Source organism: Cohnella panacarvi Gsoil 349 (genome assembly GCF_000515335.1).
GTDB classification, from domain to species: Bacteria; Bacillota; Bacilli; order Paenibacillales; family Paenibacillaceae; genus Cohnella; species Cohnella panacarvi.
In genome coordinates, this window is sequence record NZ_KI911563.1 from 4,743,776 (window position 1) to 4,762,933 (window position 19,158).

At 51.8% G+C, this 19,158-nt stretch carries 16 protein-coding genes and 1 pseudogene; 16 read left to right on the forward strand and 1 reads right to left on the reverse strand.

Translation table 11 applies throughout. The annotated features are described in order from the left end of the window. Window positions 1-2 precede the first annotated feature (2 nt). From essC to COHPA_RS0122695, 15 genes and pseudogenes are all read left to right on the forward strand, one after another. Window positions 3-4,610: a type VII secretion protein EssC gene (essC, locus tag COHPA_RS0122625; protein WP_027088423.1), complete on the forward strand. Its 4,608-nt coding sequence runs from the start codon at window positions 3-5 to the stop codon at window positions 4,608-4,610. Further along, entirely contained in the window at window positions 4,603-4,854 is a 252-nt protein-coding gene (locus COHPA_RS0122630; protein ID WP_027088424.1) for a ubiquitin family protein, read from the forward strand. The genes essC and COHPA_RS0122630 overlap by 8 nt, the downstream gene beginning before the upstream one ends. Window positions 4,855-4,879: 25 nt before the next feature. Then, window positions 4,880-5,182 (forward strand): WXG100 family type VII secretion target, encoded by a 303-nt coding sequence (locus COHPA_RS0122635; RefSeq protein WP_027088425.1) that lies wholly within the window; start codon window positions 4,880-4,882, stop codon window positions 5,180-5,182. Between the two features lie 39 nt (window positions 5,183-5,221). Further along, on the forward strand, window positions 5,222-5,524 hold the full coding sequence (locus COHPA_RS0122640; RefSeq protein ID WP_027088426.1) for a pore-forming ESAT-6 family protein: 303 nt from the start codon (window positions 5,222-5,224) through the stop codon (window positions 5,522-5,524). Window positions 5,525-5,602: 78 nt separating this feature from the next. Beyond that, window positions 5,603-5,950: a hypothetical protein gene (locus COHPA_RS0122645; protein ID WP_027088427.1), complete on the forward strand. Its 348-nt coding sequence runs from the start codon at window positions 5,603-5,605 to the stop codon at window positions 5,948-5,950. Between the two features lie 64 nt (window positions 5,951-6,014). After that, window positions 6,015-6,650: pseudogene (locus COHPA_RS26220) on the forward strand (serine/threonine protein kinase); the annotation flags it as partial. A 375-nt stretch (window positions 6,651-7,025) separates the two neighbouring features. Then, window positions 7,026-7,706, forward strand: coding sequence for a vWA domain-containing protein (locus tag COHPA_RS26225; RefSeq protein WP_245590366.1), 681 nt, complete (start codon window positions 7,026-7,028; stop codon window positions 7,704-7,706). Beyond that, window positions 7,703-8,527 (forward strand): PP2C family serine/threonine-protein phosphatase, encoded by an 825-nt coding sequence (locus COHPA_RS0122655; protein WP_027088429.1) that lies wholly within the window; start codon window positions 7,703-7,705, stop codon window positions 8,525-8,527. Before COHPA_RS26225 ends, COHPA_RS0122655 begins: the two co-directional genes overlap by 4 nt. A gap of 14 nt (window positions 8,528-8,541) precedes the next feature. Further along, window positions 8,542-10,338, forward strand: coding sequence for a serine/threonine-protein kinase (locus COHPA_RS24055; protein ID WP_027088430.1), 1,797 nt, complete (start codon window positions 8,542-8,544; stop codon window positions 10,336-10,338). Further along, window positions 10,335-12,254 carry a hypothetical protein gene (locus COHPA_RS0122665; RefSeq protein ID WP_027088431.1) on the forward strand — a complete coding sequence of 640 codons (1,920 nt, stop codon included), beginning with the start codon at window positions 10,335-10,337 and terminating at the stop codon, window positions 12,252-12,254. Before COHPA_RS24055 ends, COHPA_RS0122665 begins: the two co-directional genes overlap by 4 nt. Window positions 12,255-12,291: 37 nt before the next feature. Continuing rightward, the gene (locus tag COHPA_RS0122670) at window positions 12,292-12,822 is read left to right on the forward strand and encodes a hypothetical protein (protein WP_027088432.1); all 531 of its coding nucleotides are present in this window, start codon (window positions 12,292-12,294) and stop codon (window positions 12,820-12,822) included. Between the two features lies 1 nt (window position 12,823). Beyond that, window positions 12,824-14,320, forward strand: a complete 1,497-nt coding sequence (locus COHPA_RS25345) for a pre-toxin TG domain-containing protein (RefSeq protein WP_027088433.1) — start codon at window positions 12,824-12,826, stop codon at window positions 14,318-14,320. Beyond that, window positions 14,310-14,648 (forward strand): hypothetical protein, encoded by a 339-nt coding sequence (locus COHPA_RS0122680; RefSeq protein ID WP_027088434.1) that lies wholly within the window; start codon window positions 14,310-14,312, stop codon window positions 14,646-14,648. Before COHPA_RS25345 ends, COHPA_RS0122680 begins: the two co-directional genes overlap by 11 nt. 506 nt (window positions 14,649-15,154) lie before the next feature. Next, window positions 15,155-15,526: a hypothetical protein gene (locus tag COHPA_RS0122690; RefSeq protein WP_027088436.1), complete on the forward strand. Its 372-nt coding sequence runs from the start codon at window positions 15,155-15,157 to the stop codon at window positions 15,524-15,526. 1 nt (window position 15,527) lies between these two features. Then, window positions 15,528-16,085 carry a hypothetical protein gene (locus COHPA_RS0122695; RefSeq protein ID WP_027088437.1) on the forward strand — a complete coding sequence of 186 codons (558 nt, stop codon included), beginning with the start codon at window positions 15,528-15,530 and terminating at the stop codon, window positions 16,083-16,085. A 300-nt stretch (window positions 16,086-16,385) separates the two neighbouring features. Here the strand turns inward: COHPA_RS0122695 and COHPA_RS0122700 are convergent, their stop codons facing one another. Beyond that, window positions 16,386-16,802, reverse strand: a complete 417-nt coding sequence (locus COHPA_RS0122700; protein WP_027088438.1) for a VOC family protein — start codon at window positions 16,800-16,802, stop codon at window positions 16,386-16,388. A gap of 332 nt (window positions 16,803-17,134) precedes the next feature. On the opposite strand from COHPA_RS0122700, the gene COHPA_RS24745 reads away from it, so the two are divergent. Further along, window positions 17,135-18,301: a stalk domain-containing protein gene (locus COHPA_RS24745; protein ID WP_027088439.1), complete on the forward strand. Its 1,167-nt coding sequence runs from the start codon at window positions 17,135-17,137 to the stop codon at window positions 18,299-18,301. Window positions 18,302-19,158: the final 857 nt, after the last annotated feature.

Genomic DNA, 19,158 nt, shown 5'->3' on the forward strand with positions numbered 1-19,158 from the left:
CGATGCAGCTCTCATTGCTAAAAGATAACGAAATGGTGTCATGCGTGCTTCCGGAGAAGCGCAAAGGTCAGTTCTGGATCACGCATCGGAACGACCAAGGCAAGGAAGAACGATTGCTCGGCGTCGAAGGCGTCGAAGGCCAATGGGTGCTCAAATCGAACCGGAACACGCAAGTTGTCGGTCCGGACCGGAAGCCGATCAAGGAGATTTCGCTGGAAGCGCCAAGCTTCTATTCGCTGTCGCTCATGAAGGGGCAGCGGACGGCGATGCTGTACGCGGAGCCGGTGTCCGAAGACCGCAGGCGATTCCGCAAGCATAAGCTTCCGGTGCACGGCAGCCTTCTGATCGGCCGCGCGGACAATTGCGATATTCGGTATGCCAACGCCCACGTCTCATCCAGACACGCGGAATTGTCGATCGTTCGGGAAGAGCTTACGATCGAGGACTCGGGCAGCGCGAACGGCATATTCGTGAACGGCCAGCGGGTGCGCCGCCAAACCTTATATCCGGGAGATATCGTCTACGTCCTCGGCTTGAAGCTGATCGTCGGTCAAGGCTTTGTCGCCTTGAACAATCCGGACGGCCACGTAACCGTGAAATCCGACGTACTCCCGGCCTACGCGAAGCAATCGGCGGATCACGGAGAGGAAGAAGACGATCCGGAAGAATGGACGGGGCATTCGTTCTTCCGCTCGCCGCGGTTCAAGCGCGATATCGCGACGGCCGAGTTCAGAATCGATCCTCCTCCGGCGCAGGCCAATCAGGAGCAGACGCCGCTCATGCTGATGCTCGGGCCGTCGCTCACGATGGGGATGTCAGCCGCATTCATGGCCATGTTCACCATTCAGAACTCGATCAACTCTACGGGCAGCATCCGCAACGCGATGCCGACGTTCGTCATGTCGACCAGCATGCTGATCGGTTCATTGCTATGGCCGCTGCTGATGAGGAAACACGAGGCCAAGAAACGCGACAAGAAAGAGAGGCTCAGGCAAAGCAAATATTCCGATTATTTAAAGGAAGTTCGTAAGCAGATCGAAGCCGAGTGCGCCGAACAAGTCGAAATCATGCATGAAAATCATGTCACGGTGGACGACTGCGTCACGCGGATTCGGACGCGTCAGCGGAATCTATGGGAGCGGGTGCGCGGCCAGAACGATTTTCTGAGAGTCAGGCTAGGCATCGGCACGCTGCCTCTGAATGCCGATATCCAATATCCGCAGAAGGCGTTCTCGCTTGAGGACGACAATCTGAGAGAAGAGCTGTTCAAGCTGGCGGATGCGCCCAAGGTGTTGGAGAAAGTCCCGATTACGCTCTCGCTGGAGGATGATTGGATTAGCGGGGCGATCGGAAGCCGCAGCGGCGTCATCGATATGGTCAAAGGCGTAATCTGGCAGCTCACATCGCTCCACAGCTATGACGAACTGAAGCTCGTATTCATCTATGACAAGAGCGAGGAAGAGACTTGGGACTTCGTCAAATGGCTGCCGCATGCCTGGTCCAAGGAAACAGGCGTTAGATTTATGGCGACGGACGCTAGCGAAGTCAAGGCGCTCTCGGGATTGCTTGAGAAGGAATTGTCGGCAAGGGAAGAACGGAATTCGGAGGAAGCCGGAGAAGCGGGACATCACTATGTCGTGTTCGCGATGAACAAAGAGTTGGCAACGAAGGCGGAGTTTCTTCAGCGGCTGTATAAGTCGAAGACGAACAGGGGGTTCAGCGTCTTCCATCTCTACGACGAACTGAGGCATCTGCCCAAGGAATGTTCGATGGTCGTCGAATTCGGCGGCACGTCCAAAATTTACGACAAGGACGATACTTCCGGGAAGCATATCGCCTTCCAACCCGATTTCTACCTGAAGCAAGACGATCACGAATTGGCCGCCTATCTTTCGAATACGATACTCGATTCCGCATCTTCCGCGTTCGCGCTGCCGACGATGATGACGTTCCTGGAAATGTTCGGCGTAGGCAAAATCGAGCATCTGAACGCTCTGACGCGCTGGAGAGAGAACGATCCGACGATGACGCTCGAGACGCCGATCGGGGTCGGCACGAGCGGCGAATTGTTCAAGCTGGATCTTCACGAGAAGTTCCACGGCCCTCACGGACTGATCGCCGGGATGACGGGCTCCGGCAAGAGCGAGTTCATCATGACTTTAATCTTGTCGCTGGCCGTCAGCTATCACCCCGACGAAGTCGCATTCATTCTGATCGACTACAAAGGCGGCGGCATGGCGAACGCCTTCGAACGGCTGCCCCATCTTGCCGGTACGATCACGAACTTGGACGGCGCGGCGGTGAAACGTTCGCTGATCTCCATACAGAGCGAGCTGAAACGTCGCCAAGCGATCTTCGGAGAGACGGGGAAGAAAGTCGGCGTTAGCAATATCGATATTTACAAGTACCAGAAGCTATATCGGGAAGGCCGCGTGGATGAGCCTTTGCAGCATCTGTTCATTATCTCCGACGAATTCGCGGAATTGAAGACGCAGCAGCCCGAGTTCATGGAGCAGCTCGTCAGCGCGGCCCGGATCGGACGCAGCCTGGGAGTACATTTGATCTTGGCTACCCAGAAGCCGTCGGGCGTCGTCGACGACCAGATCTGGAGCAATAGCAAATTCAGGATCTGTCTTAAAGTGCAGGAACGAGCGGATAGCATGGACGTCATTAAACGCCCGGACGCCGCCGAACTGTCGGTTACCGGCCGCTATTATGTGCAAGTCGGCTTCAACGAACTGTTCGAGCTCGGCCAATCGGCATGGGGCGGCGCGCCTTATGAACCGACAGACAAGATCGCGAGAAACCGCGATGACAGCGTGTCGATCATCGACAACCTCGGGCGCGTCGTCAAGCAGGTGAAGCCGGACAGGCGCAGCCGAACGTCCGCCAATCCGCCGAAGCAGATCGATGAAATCAATCGATATTTGGCGCAGATCGCGGAAGAGGAGAATATCCGGGTCCGCAAGCTATGGCTGGAGCCGATTCCGGCGATGATCGTCCTTGACGAAGTTCGGGCCAAATACGGAGTTGCAGGATCGGGCGGCTCATGGCTGGAGCCGGTCATCGGGGAATACGACGATCCGGAGAATCAAAGGCAGGCGCCGCTTGTGTTCCCTCTCTCTCGCGACGGGAATACGATCGTGTACGGCTCTGCAGGCAACGGCAAGACGACGTTCCTCACGACGTTGATCTACTCGTTGATGTGCAGCCATACGCCGCAGGAAGTCAACTTCTACGTGCTCGATTTCGGAGCGGAGACGCTTCGTGCTTTCGCCAGAGCTCCTCAAGTTGGCGACGTGTTGCTCGCAAACGATAGCGAGAAGATCGTCAACCTGTTCAAGATGTTGGGCAAAGAAGTCGAGAGCCGGAAAAAACGTTTCTCGGATTTCGGCGGCGATTTCCATTCTTATGCGAAAGCGTCGGGAGATCCGGTTCCTTCGATCGTCGTGGCGATTCACAACTACTCCGCATTCGCGGAAATGTACGAATCTCTCGAGGAGCAGTTCGCTTATCTGACGCGGGAAGGTGTTAAGTTCGGCATCTACTTCATCGTGACGGCCACGGCTACGAACGCGATTCGGTATCGTCTCCTGCAAAATTTCAAGATGACGTACGTGCTGCAGATGAACGACGATGCGGATTATTCCAGTCTGCTGGGCAAAGTGGATCTCGTCCCGTCCAAGTTCAAAGGCCGGGGACTGTTCAAGAGCGATCAGGCGTACGAGTACCAAATCGCGCATATTACGGCGGACGCCGAAAGAACGTTCGAGCATGCGCGGGCGACATCGGAAAGGCTGGCAAAGGAGTGGAAGGGAGCTGCCGCGACGAAAATTCCGATCTTGCCGGAACGCGTGGATACGGACTTCTTCGAGGAAGAGCTTCGAAGCGCCGGGTCCCGGGGCATTCCGGTCGGGGTCGAGCAGAACAGCCTCGCGACATCCAGCTTGAAGCCACATGATGCCTACATCCATCTGGTGCTGTCGCAGCGCAACGAATCGCCGGCTTTCCTGCAAGGCTTCGCGGAAGCGGCTAGTCTCGCGGAAGGCATCGGAGAAATCGTGGTGCTCGATCCGACTAGACGCTTCATAAGCGCGGGAGGGACGAATTATCTCTATTGCAACGATCGGTCCAAATCCGAAGAGCAAGTCGTCAGGCTGTTCGGCGAGCTTGTCCTGCGTCACAACGCCTATAGGGACGCCATGGATCAAGGTCTCGAATCGCCGCGTTACGAACCGATCGTCTGCTTCGTCAGCTCTCTGTCGGACCTGACGTCCAACCTTACCGAAGACGCGCAGGACAAGCTCAAAGTCATGCTGGAGAAAGGGCAGGCGGCGTATAACGTCACGTTCGTCTTGGCGGAGGCTGCCTCGGCACTGTCGTCGGTAACCTACGAGCCATGGTTTAAGAAACACGTGTCGAACGCGGATGGAATATGGGTCGGAGGTGGTATCGCGGACCAGTATACCTTCAAGCTGTCGAATTCATCCAGAGAATTGAACGCGGATATCGGCGAAGACTTCGGTTACCGAATCGTCAAAGGCAAAGCGACGCTCGTGAAGCTATTGAAGTCCCGATCAGCCGAGCTGGAGGTTGTCATGCATGGATAGAATTCTCGTGGAAGTGTACGTTCCTGCCGTCGGCAGGACGTTCGACGCCTACATTCCCGCGGTGAGCAAGCTGCGGGAGGTAGAGGCGTTATTGGCGCAGGTGCTGTCGGATCTGTCCGACGGGTCATTCGTGCCCTCTCCGGATACGTCGCTCTGCGACAGGAAATCCGGCTTAGCGCTCGATATTAACCAATCAGCCGTAGAACTCGGTCTCATGAATGGCACCAGGTTGATGTTAATATAAAACAATTTGAAGGGAGCAACCCCAAATGGCAAGGAAAATCGTAGTGGATCCAGCTGTGTTGGTGTCGGCTGCAGGGAAGATGGAAGAACAAGCGAAACAGTACCAAGATCTGTACGGCAAATTATTCGATTTGGTCGACGGTCTGGCTGCGGAATGGAAAGGAAAAGACAACGAAGCTTTTCGCATTCGCATCATGGATTTCAAACCCGACATGGAGACGATGAAAGCGAACATGGACAAGTACGCCGCGTTCTTGAGATCGAGCGGCGAACTGTACCAGAAAACGCAGGACAACGTCGAAACCGGCGCGAAGGGTTTGGCCAATTAATCGAAAGAGGAGAACCATCTACTATAAGGAGGAATTGCTATGGCAACTACGGGTATCAATATATCTTTGGGTAAGCTGACAAGCACCGCTGAACAAATAACGACTTTGAATAAAAACTTGACGGATCAGCTTGAAGAAATTCGCAAGGAAGTGAAGAATCTGTCCAACAGCTGGCAGAGCGACGCGGCGACAGAATTGAGCCGAGATTTCGAATCTTACGCTCCGAAGTTTGAAGAATACAGAGAGGTCGTGAAATCCTACGCGACCTTCTTGATGAATACGGCAGAAGCGTACGACAAGACCGAAACGCATATCAAAAATAACGCGGATCTGTTCAAGTAATCCGAAGTTCGGTTTCCGGCGAAGCGGCAGCAAGCTTTCGCCGGAAATTCCGTATATCCAAATCCGGGAGGGTCCATGATGGGGATCAGCATCAGTTCCGCGCAGTCGCAAGCGAATAGCCTGCGAGCGCAAGCTTCGGCAGTACGCGATTTGGCGAACGATCTACTGAACGAAAAAAGTGATTTGAACGTCTCCTGGCAAGCTGGGGAAATGAGATTTCTGAACGAGGTCATCGAACGAATCGCCGCGGAGCTCGGCAAGCTGAGCGGCGAGCTTGATTCGATCGCAGGTGACGTCATAAGCGTCGCTCATGAGATTAAAGCCGAGGAAGAAGCGAAGGCGGAAGCGGAACGCCAAGCGCGTTTGGCGTATGAAGCGTACCAAGCCCAGCAACTCGCGAATGCGGCGAAATCGTATCGGCGCTGATGATCGCGCGGCGGCTTCGGCAAGAAGAGGCTGAACAATAAGAAACCGAAGGACTGGTGATGACATGCTGCAACCGGGAGACGTATTGGACAACCGGTATCAGATCGAGTCGATGCTGGCCAAGGGCGGCATGGGCGCCGTATTCTTGGCCGGAGACCGCAAGCTCGGTGGCAAACCGGTCGCGATCAAGGAGATCGCGATGTCCGACAGCCGGGCTTTCCTTGAGGAGGCCCGCATTCTCGCGGCGCTTCATCATCCGAATATTCCGAAGATTACGGATTATTTCGAACCGGACGATAACGGAAACTGTTATCTAGTCATGGATTACGTGCGCGGCATAACGCTGCAACAAAAATTCGACAACGAAGGCCGCCGTCTTTCCTTATCGGCGGTATTGACATATGCGGACCAGCTTTGCGACATTCTCGAATATTTGCATCATCGGCCGACGCCGATCATTTTCCGAGACTTGAAGCCTTCGAACTTAATGATCGACGAGCTCGATCGCCTGCAGCTCATCGACTTCGGTATCGCACGTCGTTACGAGAACGCGAAGATGACCGACACGGTTCAGATGGGCACGATCGCATTTGCCGCGCCGGAGCAGTTCGAGAACCGACAGACGGATGCGAGAACGGATATCTATGGCATCGGTTCAATTCTATTCTATTTGCTCTCCGGCGGGAAGTTCGTCTATCAGAATCGCGATCCGCTCGCGGTTGCGCTTGCGGGAGTTCCCGAGAATGTCGTGCATGCGGTCGAGCGGATGCTTGAAGCGGATCCGGATAAGCGATTCCATTCCGTGGCTGAAGCGAAGCGGGCGCTGTCGATGCCAAGCGCAGGCGCTGCGCCGATTACTCGGGTAGCCCCCATCGAGGATCGTACGGTGAGCTTAAGCGGGGGCGCTCCCTCGGCGGCAGCCCTTATCGCCACGGCTTCGGTTCCGGCCGCGACGGCAACCGCCCACCTCGCCCATCTCGCCCATCTCTCGATCGGGGCGCGCGCTTCGTATTCGGTAAAGGCAACGCAATCGCAGCCGGCTCTCGTCATTTATTTGCTGGATGTTAGCGGTTCGATGGATTTAATGCTCGGGGGCAAAAGAAGGATCGACGTCGTAACCGAATCGCTGCACGTCGCGCTCAGGCAGATGGTATTTCGTTCGACGAAGGGCAGCCGGATCGCATCCCGATATCGCGTCGCGATCATTGCTTATAGCGACGAATCGCGGGATTTGCTCGGAGGCCCGAAGAGCATCGACGAGATCATGGGCGCCGGCATGCTGCCCGCGCTTGGAACGCACCGATTCACGGATACCGCGCAAGCGTTCCTGCATGCCGAGAAGATACTGAAGGAAGAGTTGCCGCGCATACAGGACGGCCCGGCTCCGCTCGTTTGCCACATGACGGACGGCGCGTATACGGGGGACGATCCGGAACCGATCGCGCGCAGAATAATGGGGATGAGCGTCCGGGACGGCAACGTGCTGATCGAGAATATTTTCATATCGGACGATTTGCTCGCGCAACCGATCGACCAACCGAAGAGGTGGCCCGGGGTGCGGGACGATACCGGGTTCCGGGACGATTACGGCCATAAATTGAAACGAATGTCTTCGGTTATTCCGGAGAGCTACCGGAGCATGATCCGCGAGTCGCATTACAATCTGGCCGCAGGTTCGCTGCTCATGTTCCCGGGCACGACGCCGGACTTGGTGTCTCTCGGGTTTCAAATGTCCGCGGCGACGCCCATTCATTGACAATGGAAGCGAGAATCGGATTGCCGCAAAATGCGGAAACGAAATCGAGGACGATTCATAGCGGAACGTGGACGTATCGATACGGATATATCCGTTCGAGCGATTGCAGGCAATCGGGCGATCCGGGTCAAGATTACGTTGCCTTCGAGGACAAGAGCGGAGCGCTTGCTTTCGTCGTGTGCGACGGAATCAGCCTGTCCTATTACGGGGACATCGCAGCCAGGTTCGCGGGGGATAAGCTGCTGGACTGGCTTGGAAGCGAGGACGCCAGACACGGCGGGCCGGCCGTCGTGCGCCAGTCGCTCGAACGCATGCTGCAAGAGGCGGCAGGCGAGTGCGCCAGCTTGCTCGATCGGCATACGTATCCGGCGTCGTTGCCGGCTATCGTTAAGGAAGCGCTCGACGCCAAGAAGCGACTCGGCAGCGGCACCGTGTTCGCATGCGGCAGACTCGACCCTCCGGGCGGGCAATATCCGGGCGGCAGAATGCTGCTGGCCTGGCTGGGAGACGTACGCGTTCGTTGGTGGGGCAAAGACGGAGAGTTCACGTACCGCGACCCGTCGACGATCGACACCCGTCATCAATGGAATAGCTCGGACGGAACGGTTGGCGGCGGACCTTGGATCCATATCGAAGACCGGCTTGCGAGCGCGGGAAGGAACGGAGAACTGCTCGTCTATTCGGACGGCTTGGCGGCGTTGGACGCGTTCCGGACAATCGACGCCGTTACGTTGGAACGCGTCTTGGAGCGGGAATCGCTTCACCCGTCAAGCGACGATATGAGCTACAAGCTTATTCGATGGAACTTCAATCTGGTATAAGGAGCTTAAGGAGCATGAGCTTTCAACCCGAAGCGGGCGCGCGCCTAGGAATAAACGGAAACGAATATTTGATCGGCGCGCATCCTAACGCGCAAACTTTGCCGTACGGCCAAGAAGGCCGGCAAGGAACGGTTTATCTATTGGAGAGCGAGCACGGGCGGAAGAAAAAAGCGCTAAAGGTGTTTCGCGGAAAATTCGTCAATCCTTCGCTGGCCCATCATTCGCGGCAGATCGTCGGCAACGCCGACGTGTCCGGGCTGTCCGCTTGCGAACGATTCATCGTGACGCCTCAGAACGATCCCGACCTCCTGCATAGGGAGCCGGATTTGCTGTACGCGGTCGTCATGCCTTGGATCGAGGGCCCTACTTGGATGGACGTCATGTTGAACAAGCGGCCGCTTACGCGCAAGCAAGCGTTCTCCGCGGCGTTCGCGCTCGTGCAGGCGCTTGCGGGCATGGAGCAGCGGGGGCTCGCGCACTGCGATCTGTCCGGACCGAACGTCATGCTTCCGATGCTCGGCGAGCGCTCCTTAGGCGTAAAACCGATCGATTATGTTCAATTGATCGATCTGGAGCAGATGTACGCCTCGTCCCTCGATCGACCGGAGCAGCTTGCAGGCGGATCGCCGGGATACGCGCCGATCCACTTGACGGCAAGCCAGCTGTGGAGCGCCCACGCGGACCGTTTCGCGGGAGCCGTATTGATCGCGGAAATGCTTTCCTCTTGTTTCGAGGCGTTCTATGCCGAAGCTTGGGGCGAAAGCTATTTTGCGCCGGACGAGCTGCAACGCGGCGGCGACCGTGCCGGGAGCATGGTCGATCGGCTGAGGCGGGAGTGGGGGGACGGTATCGCCGACTTGTTCGCTCGCGCATGGGACAGCGAAGAGTTGAGCGCGTGTCCGACCTTCGGCGAGTGGAGCGTCGCGTTGTCCCGAAGCGAGCATTTGGTCGCTACGGTATCCGCGCGGGAAGCGGTAGTCTTCGAGACGGCTGCCGCGAGCGCGGCCGTTCAATCGGTTTCCTCGGCGGAACCGCGTTCCGCCGCAAGTGAGCCGGAGTCTGCCGGACATGATGCGCTTCTGCGCAAAGCGAAGCAATACGAGGACAAAGGCAAATATAAAGAAGCACTCGAGCTGTATCGAACGGCGAAAAATAACGGCGTTCATCCTAGCGTGCTCCGAGAGCTCGACATCGCGATCGCGGAGCTCGAATCGAAAGCGGAAGCAAGCCGGGACGAGAGCCGCAAGCAAGCCAGAAAGCTGGCGGGAGCCGTTACGAAAAGTACCGTAGCGGCAGCCATCATCGCGATCGTCGGTGCTGCCGGCTACTTTGGTTATATCAAGTTGAAGGACCTGGATTTCGGCAGCGGCAAGAAGGCGCCTGCGGTGACGAGCGAACAATACGAGGCGAAGCTCGAAAGCCTGAAAACGCAACTGGGCGAGAAAGACAAGCAGATCAAGGAGTTGGAACAACGCGCGGAAGCGCTAGGCAAACCGATGGACGAGAAAAGCGAGAAGATGCGTCTCGCTCTCTCCGAATCGTACGGCCGACTGCTGGATGCGGCGGCGACCGTCGACAAAGACGTGACATCGGCGCCTAGCAAAGCATTCGAGGCGGCGGGGGCTTATATGGATCAACTGTATGCTTCGCTGGCGGCTTCCTACAACCTGGACGAATATTTTATCGAACAAACCCGGACCGTCTCGGCTTATTATTACCCGTACCTATACAACCGCGAACGCAACGCGCAGTTGAACGTCAAGTTTTTCGAAGACTATAAACAACGGTTCGAAGGAGGAGGAAAGGAATGATATTCGGAGCTTCAATCGGACCGTTCTTGAAGAAAGCGCTAGGAGACCGGGCGTTCCAGGCGAGCGTGGCGAAACTTGCAGAGACGCTTCATCTGCCCCAAGAACAATCCGGTATGGACGCTGTCGTGCTAGGCCCGAAGGACGCGCGAGGGACGGGGGCGAAAGCTTTGCTAGAAGCCGTCGAACGCAAGCACGCATCGATCGCGGTCATCTATGTCTATCAGAAAGATAAAGAAGCCGAATTAATCAGCGGCGATGTCATTAAGCTGCATGTTCCCGCATTGTTGCCGGAAACGATCGGGGACGCGGTCGCCGGTACGATCGATCTGTCCAAAGTCGGCACGGACGATCGGACGCTCGAATCGACGGACGCCAAGTACGGAGACCGGAATTGGCAAGAAAAGCAGGCTGCCGATGAAACGGCGGCAAGCGCGGAACCGGTCGTGCCGGTTGCCGATGAGCCGCCTCCCGAGCGGGAACTGCCGAAGTCGTTGGAGCAGCGTCTGCTTGAACTTGGGAGATTCGCGGACTATCAGTTTTTCAAAGAAGCGTTGGAGCAGGACAACCTGCTGAAAGACTTGCATGAACAGAACGCGCAATACGCCGCCGTCGTCCGGATGCTCGACGCGCTGGACGCGGACATCGAGCGCGTATTCCTCGACGGCACGCTGTCGGTGGAGGAGCGCTTCGAGCGAGTCAAGGGAATCGGCATCGAGCGCGCCGCCTATGCCGGATTGGAGCATTCGCTGATCGCGGATAAACTGATCTCTCTTATGGATGCGATCGTCGTATCCGCCGTAGCGACGGTCGATTCGCGAATCGAACGCATCCGGCAAGCGCTCGGGGCCGTGACGGACGGGAAGCTGCTGCATGAGGAATTCGAGTTGCTTCAGGAACGGGTAGACGCTAGAATCGCGATCCAAGCCGATTTGATGGAGATGTCCAGAGAGATCATCGAGCTTTATAAGGCGATGGACCGAAGCGTAAGCGAATGGGTTGAGCGTATGGAGAGCTCTTCCGCATCGGGAATCGCCATCGTTAACGAGACGATGCGGGAGGCGGAGCCGTACTTCGTCCCTCAGAATATCGCAGCCGTTACGAGCCGTCTGATCGGAGATCTGCAGCGCAGACGCGTCTCGATGTCGATTGCGGAAGAGAAGATCAGGAAGCTGATCGAACTCGTATTCCGCTTGTGCGAAGAGGATGCGACGATCATCGAACATCAGCAGCGGTTAATCCGGTTGCTCCGAGCCCAGCGGATCGAAGACGTCGTCGTCGTGGACAACCTGATCAAACATGCGCTCCGATTGTTCGTGGGTCCTCCGGAATCCGGCAGGACCGCGACCGCGCTCACATGGGCAGGCGTCATGTCTAGAAGACATAACTCGCTCTTGATCGATTTGACGGGGCAGTCGAAGGCGAGACATTACGGCGTGGAACCGGTCTCTTTAAACCGTTTTCTGGCGGATCGGATCGAGCGGCCGTTCGTCTGCGTGGAAGGAACGCTGGCAGCCGCGGAAGAGGCCGTATTCGAGTTCGTGATCGAGCTTAAGCGCAGATTGCACTATTACCCTTATGCAACGGTGTTGTTGGATGCCGGGCAAACCGATTTGATGAATCTGCTCGCCAAGTCGGCGCTGACGGTCCACTTCGTGTCCGATTGCTCGCCGCGCAGCACGGAACGGCTGAAGGAGACGATCGAGGCGTTCGAAGAGAGGAACATCGCGACCAAAGTCGTGCTGATCGATCCGCCTCTCGATCCGTTCCGGCATATGTCCGATCTGAATGCCGATCCGCTGCGTTCCAAGTTGGTTCTCCTGCCAAGGCTTAATGAAATGCGTATATGCGCGCTTCAGAACAAACGACCGTATGAGCAACACGAGATCGCGGGGATATACGAGGAAGCTTTCCGATAAGCCTCCTCATCCTCGTTCGCCGGAAGGAGCGCACAAGTTGATAACGATTAAATTGGATGAAGTCGTCCGCAAAAGCCAGGAGCTATTCAAGCTGTTTCGGCGATTGGACGTCGTGAATCACGAGCTTTCGTCGGTCGGTTCGCGAATCGACGAGGGCATTATATCGCGGAGGAGTATCGCCTGGCGGCTGCGAGACAATCGGGCGCAGATCGCCGGACTCGTGAACCGGCTCGCCGAGCTCGAGCAGTTCATGCGCGAATCCGTGGAACAATATCGACAGGCGGATGCGGCTGCGCGCCAAAATATAGAATCCCCGGCTGCTTTAGCGCCCGATGCGCCCGATGACGAGGCTGCGACAGAACGGGTCGAGCATATGAACGATTCGACGTACGATTTCATCAATTGGATGACGAACGGGGCGTGGGAAATCCTTCATCGTACATTCAACTCGGACGAGCCGCTGTCCAAGGAGTGCCTCATGTCGAGAATGGGAGTCGTTCATACGCTGACCGGAGACGCGAAAGGTAATCCGAGAACCGCTTACCACACCCCAAGAGATGAGGGATAGCATGTCATCTTTCAAAATCGATTTGAAGACGGTAGAGCAGCTTAGAAGCAGACACTCGCAGTTATCGTCTAGTTTATCTAACGCGGCCAATCAACTATCTTCCGCGGCATACGGCGTGGATCCGGCGATCAAGGCGCGAAGGCAGCTTCAATATCGAATCTCGTACGCGACGCAAAGATTGCGCGGGCTCGAAGATCGAATGTACAATATAAGCGACTTCATGCGGAGAGCCATCGAACAATACGACAGCGCTGAAGGGCAAATCAAGAGCAAAGTCGGCGAAATAACGGGAAGGCATCGCAGATCGTGGTTGGAAAATTTGTTCGACGGCGTAGGAGATGCCTATAACGCGTTAACCGAATGGTTGGCAAGCGAGGACGGACAGCGGTTTACGGAGCAAGCGAAAGCGAATGCCGTACCTCCGGCCAATTCATGCCCCGCGCCGGAGGAGCCGATCGACTATCGGGCGTATCTCGGCGAATATGACAGAGAAACTCCGGGCGTAGACGCGCTTTACTTCGTCGACGCCGACGGAAACCGAATGCAAGTGGATTTCAGTAAGCTGGAGCAGTTGGTCGGCGAGTATTATTACGTCTCGAATCTCATGCTGATTCCTGGATTTGTTCTTGATGAGAGAGAGTCCGATTATACGGATTTCTTCATCTATGCCATCAAGCAGGGCTACGATCCGCGAACGTTCCAACCGATCGACGCGGCGGAAGCGGAGAACATTCAGAACTATATCAACGGTCGAGTGCAAACGTATGAAATGTACCGTCAGGAACAAAAGGTGATAGGATCGCTGGCGCTTGATCTGCTCCCCATCATCGGCCAAGTCAAGTCGGCGATCGAGCTTGCGACAGGCGAGAATCTCGTAACGGGCGATGAGCTTAACGGATGGGACTACGGATTCGGCATCGCGGGAGCCATCGCTCCTGCCATCAAGGGCGGCAGGGGATTGTACAAAGGCTATAAATCGTTAACGGCTGTAGATGAAGTGGTTGATGTTGGGCGTGTGCTTGAAGATGCGGATGTAGTAATTGATGGTCTAAAGGTGATTGATGATAAGGTTTTAGGCAAGATACCTCTCGATGACTTTGCCAATATAAGAAGTGCATCGATTCATAACCCCAATGCAGATTCAATTGTACTAGGTAAGTACACTCCCACATATGAGAATGGTGTGGCAAATTGGAAGACTCCAGGACCCGACTCATATGTCTCAAAAGCCGGTTCTGATTCAACCTACTTCTCACTAGGAAGTGATTGGGATAAAATTAAAGAAACGTATGATTTAACTGATAAAGATATGTTCAATCTATTTAATATTCCTGCACTAGATGATGCTGTATCAAGTGGGAAAACTATTAAGTTTTCTCATGACCCATCTCTCGAAGTCTATGCAGATAGTGCATTAGCTGATGAATGGAATTATTTGCAAACAAAATATGGATTTAAAACCCTTAAAGAAGTAGGAGGTTTTTGGATTGCCAAATAATGCAGAGAATATTGAAGATTTTATTATCACTGAGCTTAGTAATCGATTTGATGGGAAAGTCGAGAATTTTGTGATTTCAGGAAGCACCGATATCCCATATACCATGACGAGTATAGTTTGTAAGATGTACAAGTATTTTTACATTAGGTTTAACTATGACAGAGGAAGATTTGGGTGTTCAATAATCAACGGCGAGTATGGAGTCAGTATAGAATCAAGTGAAAAGTGGTTCGACGAGGCTGACTTCGATAAATTTTTCAAAGATTTGCAAGAACAAATTGAGTTGAGAATACCTGATAAATTTCTAGAGTACTATGGTTGGAAGTAGTTGGGGATCCATCAAAGATGGAGGGTTACTTAATTTTCGGTGAGAGGCGGAATAGTTTCATATTTGACTAATTTTTAGATTTCAAAAGTAGATTAATCCAAACTCTTAGCAAGGGTTTGGATTTTATTATATTGGAAAATAAATATCCCTCAAGTTAGGGGTTTGATTCGACACTATGTCATGTCGCGGGAAAATCACCTTGATTGGCATAATGTCTCTCAAGGTTTTTTTGTATCAGAATCAGGCGAAGAAATCGACGAAGGGGAATCTGAATCCGATAATTCTGTCGCGACTCCAAAACGTTTGTAGAAGTATGGTAATAAAAAGAGAAATGATAGTTGGCGGTTTTGTTGCATACATGCGACGTATAAAGGAGAAATCGCAAAAGGATTTGGATCATCAGTCGGAGGCATAAATCGTTAACGGCCGTAGATGAAGCGGTTGATGTTGGGCGTGTGCTTGGCGTAGCAGGAAAACTTACTGATACTCAGATAGAGACCTATCTTATGAAGGCTACCCAAAATCCGGAAAGTGATCAATTTATTCTAGGTGTGACAGGTTCGTATGATATTATGGCAGACAAATTAGGCTTTACATATTTTAAAATGTCTGATGAGGTTTGGGACGACTTAGTGGCGAATGCTAACAGAGACTATGATGAAATATGGAGAGTTAATGAAAAATTTATCAAGGAACAAATAAGTGCAGGGAAAGAAATATTATTGTCAAATAACCCGTTTGAACAATACTTATTTGATGATGGTTCAAAGAGATTTTTTCAAAGGGAACTTGATTATCTAACTGTATCTGGATATATATTTAGTGAAACATCAGATGGTATGTGGAAAGCCACTATTGGATTAATTAGGAGTGAATAACTTGAACAAAAAAATGTCTGTTGAGGAAGTAAAGGCTTTTTTTCGCTCCATGGAGTGTTCGACATATGTCATGTCACGGGAAAACCCGCAGAAGTATAATGAATATTTGCTTGCTGACGTTTCCAAACAAACCGAAATTTTGTGGAAAGAAGAGAGGCTACTCGAATGTTTTGAGGAAATTAAGCAACGTACAATAAAAGCAGAAAACTGGTTAGTTTTTAATAAGATGTATGATTTAGTGATCAGCATCAAGAATGATCGAAGCATTAATATTATGTTAGATTCTCTAAAAATATTATTCGATGATTTAAAAGAGAATGAGCGGATTATTATATCAGAAACAATTATTGGTAGGATGCATCGAAGTCAACGTAGTGGATTAATTTATTTATCCTATGATATGGGTTTAAAATCATACTCAGAATTATTCGCAGTAATATCTCTAAAGTTGCTTGATATACGTACTGACGATATGAAATTAATTACAAGGACTAATAATGCAAAGCGAAATTTTGATGAGATTATTCAAGAACTAGGAATAAATCCAAACGCTAAGTAAGGGTTTGGATTTCATTACATTGAATAAATGAACCTTGATTGCTATAAGTGAAGTGCACCCCGCCAAGTAGACAGTGGATATACTAATATCTCGGCACTTACCGAATTTATGCGGTCGGTGCTCTTTGTTAGTAAGCACTTAAAAATTTGATTAACTATCGTTTTTTTGTTAAATCAGTCATCGTTTGTCCGATAAGCAGGCTGGCAAGCGATCATGAACAATTTCAAACGAAGAAGACGCCGGAGAAGATCTCGGCGTCTTTCTTGTTGAACCCGAATACGAGCGTGCTCTCCGTTAGCCCTAACCTTGTGCCGTATCCATGTTCATGCAGTTAATGGCCCATAGATGGCCGTCCAAGTCCACGAAGCCCCAATGATACATGAACCCATGATACTCAGGTTCAGCGTGCAATTTCCCGCCCAAGGAGATCGCGGTATTCACGATTTCATCGACCTTTTCCCGGCTCTCGAGGGCCAATGCGATCGTCATCTGCGCATACTTGCTCGTATCGACCGTTTCCTTCTCCGTGAGCGTATTGAAGAATGCTTGTTGGATCAGCATGATCTGCAGGTTGTCGCCGATCATGACGGCTACCGAATCCTCGTTTTCGGGGAATTGCGGGTTGAGCCCGAATCCGAGTCCGGTGAAGAACGCTTTCGATTGTGCTACGTTTTTTACAGGCAGGTTGAAGCTCGTGAATGCGGACGTTAATGCCATTATCATAACCCCTCTTCGTCAAATTAGTTTGTGTTCAATGATGTCCTCGATTATATAGACGACAGCCGCTCCTGGAATTCATCGGTCTCCTGGGTTCGGAAGCCATTCACTCAACCAACAAATTACCGTTTGACAATATCCATAAATATCACATCTTGTCAAGAACTTTTCGAGGCCAATAAACGACATTTCGCGGCATGAAAATGCTGGTTTCGAGTTTAGATATCCATTTCGCGGCTTTTAACTTACATTTCGCGGACTACCTATTCAAAGAGTGGGCAACTTTCCATATACTAGTATAAGAGTACATTGTCGAAGGAGAGTTTAATCCAATGTTTAAAAAATCAACTTTATCAACAGCTCTAGCAATCGTCGTATTGGGAAGTATTTTATCGAATACCGTATCCGCAGAACCAGGTAAAGATCTGCAAATGATTCCCGTGATCGTCAACGGCCTGAAAGTAAAGTTCCCTGACACCGAGCCGTATATCAATACGGACGGGCGTACAATGGTTCCCGTTCGATTCGTCAGCGAGAAGTTGGGGGCCGAGGTGAAATGGGAGGTTGACACGCAAACAGCCGTCATTGACTTCAAGGGTAAAATCATTCGCATGCCTGTCGGTTCCAATTTAGTTACAGTAGATGGTCAAACCCAAGAACTGGATACGGCTGCAGAGTTCCAAGATGGGCGCACGATGGTACCGCTCCGTTTCGTGAGCGAAGTGCTCGGCTCCAATGTCGAGTGGGATGAACCTGCTCATTCCGTTCGCGTTACGGATGCGGAGTATCAAGCAAAAGTTGATTCCGGCAAAGTTAAGCTCGATCTATGGGGACGGGAGTACAGCAAGACTCAAGACGACAACTGGATTCGTCTTGCTGATCTCGAATCCACCAAGTTATATGAGTTATATGATTACAATAATTCCCACGGAAACTTAAATAATCGCCATTTTATCGAACATTGGGGTAAGTATCCTGTTGAGTTTAAAGAAATTGCCGACAAGGTAAGTGACAAGATCCGCGGTTGGTACGAAGTTCAGCTTAATATCGATTATCGTACTATTAACGAAGACAAATTGATTAAGGCATTTCTTGATAATGCGTCTGGAACTGTGAACGGCACTTTTATTTATGATATTAAACAGAGTATGAAAAAGTATGTAGCGTGGGTTAAACAAAATAAAGTCGTGGCTAAAGGATACGCGGATCCGGAAATGTCTGCTGTGTATCGTTCTGGAGATCTATTGTGGGTTCCTACTCATTTCAAGTTCATGATCATCTCGGCTAATGATCCCGCTCAGACGTTTTATGATAACTGGAACGTCTCTCGCTATTCCGATTCCTTCAAACTAAAGAAGGGCGTATGGTATGACGGCTACTCGCAAGTCAGCTTGAGTACAAACGTAGCGAACAGCACGTGGGGAAAAGACTTCGGTCTTCGACATGGCGAGAATATGTTCACAAAAGGGTACTACTTCTACAACATTACGAAGGAATAACATTAGTCCATCAGTGCGAGAAATGAGCGCTTACCCATACATACTCAGGAGGTATACCGTTGAAAAGGATTAGAATGGTGTTACTAGTACTGCTAGTACTAGTAACTAGTCTGCCGTTAGTGCCGAGACAGCAAGCACAAGCGGATACGATCGATACCGAAGATAAAGGTACGGGAGTGCCTTATTCCACTGGTGCATGGTTTGAAGATGGCAAACTGATTTTAGTTCAGGCAAACAAAAAAGCATCGAGTAGCATTAGATATGGGACTAAAGCTTTCGTGTTTCGCCCCGATGAAACGTGCAAAAAATTAACTCAACCGCAGAATAATTATCTTACAAAGTCGGCTTCTCAATGTGGACCGTTAGAAGACACGAATAATAACGGCAAACCAGACGACTACCTTCGTATTAATGTTTACGAAAACGATGGCAGTAAAAATAAACAGTGGGATCCAAAACCTGATAAAACAGAATGCAGCTATCATTGGTTTGAAGGTTGCAATGATAATATCATCGTGAGTAGATGGGAAATACCAAAAGATAAATTATCCGACATTCTGTCAGCAAATCCTTTGTTCAAAGATATAAAGGATGGTCAGACAGTTTTCGTTAGTACTATCTTTAGAGTCAGAAATGACGACGATTATCCGGAGTTTACCACCGAGTTCACGCAATTGAGGAACAACAGCAAGGGGTTCGGTTCAACCGATTACATTGGAAAGGGAATTTACGATGCGGAGCCATGGGCTAATCCGCTTTACTTCAGAAATTACTATGACATGTCTGTAACATTTTACGGTTCTTATCCAATCTACGTACAGTATCTAAATACGACAGACAGGAAAAGCATTAAAGCT